General features: G+C 68.0%; 3 protein-coding genes. 2 read left to right on the top strand and 1 reads right to left on the bottom strand.

Annotated elements, in window-relative coordinates; genetic code table 11:
• Positions 1-123 precede the first annotated feature (123 nt).
• A complete protein-coding gene (locus B0293_RS41570) occupies positions 124-648 on the bottom strand; it encodes a general stress protein (protein ID WP_005160437.1) in 525 nt (174 codons plus the stop codon).
• A gap of 228 nt (positions 649-876) precedes the next feature.
• Between B0293_RS41570 and B0293_RS41565 the strand changes: the two genes are divergently transcribed.
• Positions 877-2,241, top strand: coding sequence for a glutamine synthetase family protein (locus B0293_RS41565; protein ID WP_005160441.1), 1,365 nt, complete (start codon positions 877-879; stop codon positions 2,239-2,241).
• A partial coding sequence (locus B0293_RS41560) for a gamma-glutamyl-gamma-aminobutyrate hydrolase family protein (RefSeq protein ID WP_245820147.1) occupies positions 2,222-2,722 on the top strand: 501 nt, incomplete at its 3' end. The genes B0293_RS41565 and B0293_RS41560, both read left to right, overlap by 20 nt.

Raw genomic sequence — 2,722 nt, 5'->3', positions numbered from 1 at the left:
AGTGGCTTTCGCGACACCCGAAACCGGCATGAGGGCGAGCCTGCACATGCCACATTCGACTGACCCCGTGAAAGCCGCGAGCCGGCACCTCCCGAAGAGGGGCCGGCTCGCGCGGGGTGAGGATCAGTGGGTGAACGCGCTCCTGGCGGCCAGGTCGGCCAGCAGGGCGCGGCCCTTCTCGGCGTTGCGCGGCTGGGCCAGGACGTCGTAGCGCCTGGCGACCAGCTGGCTCTGCGAGATGAACCCTCGCTTGTTCTTCGACGACGCGTACCCCAGCGCGCCGAACAGCAGGTTGAACCCGATACCGCCGACGAGGCCGACGAGGATCGGCACCAGTCCGGCGCCCGGGTTCAGCAGGCTCAGCACGAGGCCGAGGAACACACCGAACATCGCGCCCGACAGCGCCGAGCTGGTGAGCACCTTGCTCCAGCCCATGCGTCCGGCGATCCGCTCGACGAGGATCGGTTCGACACCGACGATGGTGACGTCGGTGATCGGGAAGTCCGTTCCCGCGAGGTGGTCGACGGCACGCTGCGCCTCGGAGTACGACTCGTAGGAGCCGATCGGCCACCCGCTGGGCAGCGTCGGGAGCTGAGCCCGCCCCTGGGGCTCGGTGAACGTGGTCTGCTGCGTGAATGCCTGTGTCATTCCTTCTCACCTCTCTTGATCCGTACAACGTCCCGGATGCGCGGATCTCCTCCCGATGCGGCGGGATTCACAGCATCTTCTCAGCCGGGCATCACAGACAATCCGCCCAGGGACCGGCCACGGTCTGGAATGGGTGACGAACCAGACCATTGACCGAGTTGACCGGGTCGGTCCGACCCGGTAGGAAGAACCCGCAAAGGTACCGCTTCGAACCTTTAGGTGAGGCTGATGGCGAACAGGCGCGGGATGCTCACGCTGGATCGGCTCCGGGAACTGGTCGAGGACGGCACCGTCGACACGGTGCTGGTGGCGATCACCGACATGCAGGGCAGGTTGCAGGGCAAACGCTGCGCCGCCGAATACTTCCTCAACGAGGTCGTCGAGCACGCCACCGAGGCGTGCAACTACCTCCTCGCCGTCGATGTCGACATGAACACCGTGGACGGCTACGCGATGTCGTCCTGGGAGACCGGCTACGGCGACTTCGTCATGCGCCCGGACTTCGGCACGCTTCGCCTGCTCCCGTGGCAGGAGGGCACCGCGCTCGTCCTCGCCGACCTCGAACGGGTGCAAGGCGGCGCCGTCGCCCCGTCACCCCGCCAGATCCTGCGCGGGCAGCTCGACCGGCTGGCCGCGCACGATCTCGCCGCCTACGTCGGCACCGAGCTGGAGTTCATCGTCTTCGACGACACCTTCGAGTCGGCCTGGGACAAGCGGTACCAGGACCTGCGCCCGGCCAACCAGTACAACGTCGACTACTCGATGCTCGGTACCTCGCGGATCGAGCCGCTGCTGCGCCGGATCCGCAACGACATGGGCGGCGCGGGACTGTACGTCGAGTCGGCCAAGGGCGAATGCAACCCCGGCCAGCACGAGATCGCGTTCCGCTACGCCGACGCGCTGACCACCTGCGACAACCACAGTATCTACAAGACCGGGTCCAAGGAGATCGCCGCGCAGGAGGGCAAGAGCCTCACGTTCATGGCGAAGTACAACGAACGCGAGGGCAACTCCTGTCACATCCACATCAGCCTGCGCTCGGCCGCGGGGGAGCCGGTCCTGGCCGGTGACGGTCCGGGCGGGTTCTCCTCGCTGATGGAGCACTTCCTCGCCGGTCAGCTCGCCGGGCTGCGCGAGCTGACCTACTTCTTCGCGCCGAACATCAACTCCTACAAGCGTTTCGTCCCCGGCAGCTTCGCGCCGACGGCCGTCGCGTGGGGCACCGACAACCGCACGTGCGCGCTGCGCGTCGTCGGGCACGGGGACTCGCTCCGCACCGAGAACCGGGTCCCCGGCGGCGACGTGAACCCGTATCTGGCGGTGTCCGCGCTGATCGCCGCCGGGTTGCACGGCATCGAGAACGAGCTGAAGCTGGAGCCGGAGTTCCACGGCAACGCCTACGGTTCCGACAAGCCGACCGTGCCGACGACCCTGCGGGAGTCCGCGGCTCTGCTGGACCGGAGCGAACTCGCCCGTACCGCGTTCGGGGACGAGGTCGTCGACCACTACCTGAACGCGGCCAAGGTCGAACTCACCGCGTACGACGCCGCTGTCACCGACTGGGAGAGGATCCGTGGCTTCGAACGTCTCTGAGCCCCTGATCGGGCTGACGTCCTACCTGGAGCCCGCGAAGTTCCTGGTGTGGGAGACCGAAGCGGCGCTGCTCCACCGCGTCTACGTCGACGGGATCGTCGCGGCGGGCGGCGTGCCGGTGCTGCTGCCGCCGGTGAGCGACGCCCACGATCGGCTGGTGTCCGCTTTGGACGGTCTCGTGCTGGTCGGCGGCGCCGACGTCGACCCGGCGCGCTACGGCCAAGAGCAGCACGCGACGACGTACACGAGGCCGAACCGGGACGCGTTCGAGTTCGGGCTGCTGCGGTCCGCTTTGGACGCCCGTAAGCCGGTGCTCGGTGTGTGCCGGGGACTTCAGGTGCTCAGTGTCGCGTTCGGCGGGACACTCGCCCAGCACTTGCCGGAGACCCTGGACACCAAGGAGCACCAGCCCGCGCCCGCGACCTTCGGCACCACTACGGTGACCCTCGCCGAGGGCAGCCGGGTCGCGTCGATCCTCGGC

Origin of the sequence: Amycolatopsis azurea DSM 43854 (assembly GCF_001995215.1) — a bacterium.
In the GTDB taxonomy this organism is placed as follows: domain Bacteria; phylum Actinomycetota; class Actinomycetes; order Mycobacteriales; family Pseudonocardiaceae; genus Amycolatopsis; species Amycolatopsis azurea.
This window is presented reverse-complemented; position numbering and strand designations above follow the sequence as displayed.

Excerpts from the sequence above, each read along its gene's own strand:
- B0293_RS41565 (WP_005160441.1), top strand. The coding sequence starts at position 877 with ATGGCGAACAGGCGCGGGATGCTCACGCTGGATCGGCTCCGGGAACTG.
- B0293_RS41570 (WP_005160437.1), bottom strand. The coding sequence starts at position 648 with ATGACACAGGCATTCACGCAGCAGACCACGTTCACCGAGCCCCAGGGG.